Annotated in this window: 1 protein-coding gene; it reads left to right on the top strand. The window is 61.7% G+C overall.

The window, feature by feature from the left end; all coding sequences use genetic code 11:
- Nucleotides 1-1451, top strand: a 1451-nt coding sequence (locus AC1DRP_RS36520; protein WP_476771133.1) for a sulfatase-like hydrolase/transferase, incomplete at both ends; no start/stop codon positions are given.

Here is a 1451-nt window from a genome sequence, read left to right as displayed (position 1 = left end):
AACCACAACACACCCTTCTACCAGGCGAGCCAGGCCGGACCATTCGATCAATGGCCGACCGGATTGGGCTTCGACTATTTCTACGGCTTCGTCGGCGGAGACGCGAGCCAATGGCAACCAAATCTCTTCCGCAACACGACGCCGATCTATCCGTTCCAGGGCGCATCGAACTGGAACCTGACCACAGCCATGGCCGACGAGGCCATCCAGCATATGAAGCAGCTCAAGGAGGTCGCGCCGGACAAGCCGTTCCTCGTCTACTATGTCCCCGGTGGCACGCATGCGCCGCATCATCCCACGCCGGAGTGGATCGCCAAGATCAGCGACATGCACCTCTTCGACGGCGGCTGGAACACGCTGCGCGAGACGATCTTCGCCAACCAGAAGAGGCTCGGCATCATGCCGGCCGAGGCCAAGCTGACCCCCTGGCCCAAAGAATTGCCGGAGTGGGATTCGCTCGGTTGGGAGGAGAAAAAGCTCTTCACCAGGCAAATGGATGTCTACGGCGCCTATCTCGCCTATACCGATCACGAGATCGGACGGGTCATCCAGGCCGTCGAGGACCTCGGTCAGCTCGACAACACCCTGATCATCTATATCAGCGGCGACAATGGCGCGAGCGCCGAGGGCATGCTCAACGGCACGCCGAACGAGTTCACAACCTTCAACGGCGTTGCAGTGCCCGTGAAGGACCAGTTGCTCTGGTACGAGTTCTGGGGCTCGGAGCGAACCTTTCCGCATTTTGCCGCCGGCTGGGCCTGGGCGATGAGCACGCCGTTCAAATGGGTCAAGCAGGTCGCCTCGCACTTTGGCGGAACGGCCCAGGGCATGGCCATGTCCTGGCCCGGCCATGTCAGGGATGTGGGCGGCATCCGGCGGCAGTTCCACCACATCATCGATATCGTGCCGACGATTCTGGAAGCGACCGGTGTCGCTGCCCCCGCTACTCTCGACGGCATCAAGCAGCGTCCGTTCGACGGCGTCAGCATGATGTACACCTGGGACAAGGCGAGTGTGGCCGTGCCATCCCGGCGCAAGACCCAGTATTTCGAAATGCTCGGCAACCGCGCGATCTACAATGACGGCTGGGTGGCGGCCACGACTCCGGCGACCCTGCCCTGGGCACTGAGCACGGCCACGCCTCCGGATGTGATCACGGGCTACAACTGGGAGCTTTACAACGTCAGGCAGGACCCCACGGAGTCCAATGACCTGGCTGCGAAATTGCCGGACAAGGTCAAGCAGATGCAGGCGTTGTTCTATTCGGAAGCCAAGAAATACGACGCACTGCCGCTCGACAATTCGTCGCTCGCGCGCTGGAACACACCGCGTCCGAGCCTGACGGCGGGCCGAACGCTCTTCACCTATTCAGGAGAGCTGTCCGGTGTGCCGCCGAGCGCTGCCCCAAGGATCCTCGACAAGTCGTACACCATCACCGCAGAGGTTGAGAT

The sequence above is a fragment of the Allobosea sp. 01N443 genome, from assembly GCF_056399325.1.
The sequence above is the reverse complement of the archived record's forward strand: the minus strand, read 5'-3'. Positions and strand labels throughout refer to the sequence as shown.